Source organism: Marinobacter excellens LAMA 842 (genome assembly GCF_001574445.1).
GTDB classification, from domain to species: Bacteria; Pseudomonadota; Gammaproteobacteria; order Pseudomonadales; family Oleiphilaceae; genus Marinobacter; species Marinobacter shengliensis.
Genome location: NZ_LOCO01000056.1, coordinates 1 through 2,567, shown reverse-complemented (window position 1 = coordinate 2,567; position 2,567 = coordinate 1). Strand labels below are relative to the sequence as shown.

1 protein-coding gene and 2 pseudogenes are annotated in these 2,567 nt (G+C 54.5%); all 3 read right to left on the bottom strand.

Features of this window, described 5'->3' with window-relative positions; genetic code table 11:
- Positions 1-176: 176 nt before the first annotated feature.
- A pseudogene (locus J122_RS20030) lies at positions 177-1,467 on the bottom strand (ISL3 family transposase).
- 21 nt (positions 1,468-1,488) lie between these two features.
- Positions 1,489-2,000, bottom strand: a pseudogene (gene lspA, locus J122_RS20020) (signal peptidase II).
- A 3-nt stretch (positions 2,001-2,003) separates the two neighbouring features.
- Positions 2,004-2,567: cation transporter (locus J122_RS20015; protein WP_197463900.1), on the bottom strand; the 564-nt coding region annotated here is incomplete at its 5' end.

Here is a 2,567-nt window from a genome sequence, read left to right as displayed (position 1 = left end):
TTTACGACCGTCATCGTGGCGCATGTGTGTAAATATCCGATAAGCTTGGCGAACGGAGCCTACATTATAAATGATGTTCGCTTACTTTCGAACCCATTAGTAAATGGCTTTATTTTTTGGGTATACGGATTTAATGGTTGATGGGGCACCTTCACCCCATCAACCTGATACCACCCTCAGATGGTCGATAGATCGAACCCGTAGCTGAGCTCCTCTGCGAAATCCGGAAGTCCGTAACCGATGGTTTTCTTATAGAACGGAGAAACCTTCGAAGCCGAGGCCTTCTTATTGTGCTTCGTAGTGTAGAGCATTCGTGCCCGCATCACCTCGAAGGAGTAACCACGCCCTTCACGGTTCTTGTCCTTGGCCAGTCGGTTGATGGATTCTGTGTAAGCGTTGTGGTGACGGGCATGTCCGTCTCGAAGTAGGCCATGATCTCTTCGCGCCAGTTGCTCACGGCCCTAATCAGATCACTCCAGACTGCTTTCTGGCCCTTCGGGATGGTGGCGATCCACTCTTCCAGGGCAGCTTCTGCCTGGGGCCGTGTGGTGGCGTCCCAGATGCCGTAGAAGCGTTCCTTGTGCTCGTAGGCTGCCAGCAGTTTCGGGAATGCACCTGTCCAGGTCTCCATGATCAACCGTTCCCAGTCTGAGACTTCGTGAGCGCGTTTCAGCAGGATTTTCCGATCTCCCCTGAGGGTTCGGATCTGGGAGGATTTCAGCTCCTTTCTGAGGCCCTTGCGCACCTTCTCCAGGGCATCGTTAGCCATGCGCACCACATGGAACTTATCGACCACGATGCGGGCCTCTGGCAGCACTACTTTGACCGCTGTCCGGTAGGGATTCCACATGTCCATGCTGACCATCTCGACCTTCTACCGATCTTTCATCTTCATCAGGTAATTGGTCACCACGTTCTGACGGCGGGTGGCCAACAGGTCGAGCAGGGTTCTCTCCTCGATGTTGGTCAGGATGCAGCGATAGCGCTTGTTCAGTACAGCTCGTCGATGCCCAGAATGCGGGGCGTCTTGAAGCGGTTTCAGTGCCCCAGGAACTTGGCGCGGCCGTTGAAGATGTCGCGTACCATCTTCTCGTCCAAGCCGGTCTGTGCCGCCGCAAAGGTGTAAGGGTGGTTGAAGGATTCCTTCTCCACATACTCATGCAGCCGCAGCGACATGCGGAAGCCGTCCACCATCTCCGGTAGCTGGGGCCTGAAGGTTGTCTTGCAGGGCTGGCAGATGTACCGGCGGCGGACCACCCAGAGGGTGGCCCCCTTTCCATGGATGGGCAGATCACGATAGGGAACATCACGCTTACAGAACCGCACGAACTCACCCTGCACGGCGCATTCCTCGCAGGCGACGGGATCGGGCGCGTCCACCTAGAAGTGCATTTCGTCGTCGGTTGATTTGCAGCCCAGTACTTGGTATTGCGGCAGGTGAAGGATGTTGTCGGGAAGTTCGGTCATGGTGTTGTATAGGCGCAGATGTCAGTCAGATCCATCCGACTCGGCATTGGTGTTTGTTTTCTTACCCAAAAAGCTGCCGGAAACGAAAAGTAAGGCACCGAGGACAATTGCAATATCAGCCAGGTTGAAGGCCGGCCAATGCCAGTCTCGCCAATAGAAATCAAAGGAATCCACAACATAACCACGAAAGACCCGGTCAATCAGGTTGCCCATGGCGCTACCGAGGATAAGACTGTAAGCGATGGCCTCTCCTTTATGACGATTTTCAAGGATCAGCTTGATCAGAAAATCGAAACCACCACCACGATCCCGATAAAAAAAGAGCGCTGCCAGCCTCCACCATCCGCAAAAAGACTGAATGCGGAACCGGTGTTCCATAGGTGCACCCAGTTAAAGAACGGGGTCACCGAAACAGTCTCGCCATAGGCCATTGATTGCTGCATCAACCACTTTACAGCCTGATCAGACGTTGCCAGCAGGCCCGATATGGACAACAGGGCATACGGCGAGAGCTTTTTGCCAATAATGGGCATTATTTAACCCTTCAACGCCAGAATGCGCCTGGCACCGTTAAGTACAATGCCCCCCGCGATGGTGCCGATAATCAGATCCGGATAATTGGAACCGGTCCACGCGACCAGGGCGCCGGCGGTGATGACCCCCAGGTTGATCACCACGTCGTTGGCCGAGAATATCCAGCTTGCCTTCATGTGCGCCCCGCCTTCCCGATGTTTGGATATGAGCAGTAGACAACTGGTATTGGCAATCAATGCAACGAAAGCGATAGCCATCATCACCAGCGATTCAGGCTCACTACCGAATACAAAGCGTCTCACCACCTCTACGAGCACGCCCACAGCCAAAATCAGCTGCAGTACACCAGCAAGATGCGCGGCACGTACCTGCATTTTCACGCTATGCCCAACCGCATAGAGGGCAAGGCCGTACACCGCCGCATCTGCAAAATTGTCCAGAGATTCTCCAATCAGGCCGGTGGACTGGGCGATCAGACCGGCAGTCATTTCCACCACGAACAGAAGTGCATTGATGCCGAGCAACCAGCGCAGGGTCCCGGATTCTTGCTTAGCAGAAGCTGCCGA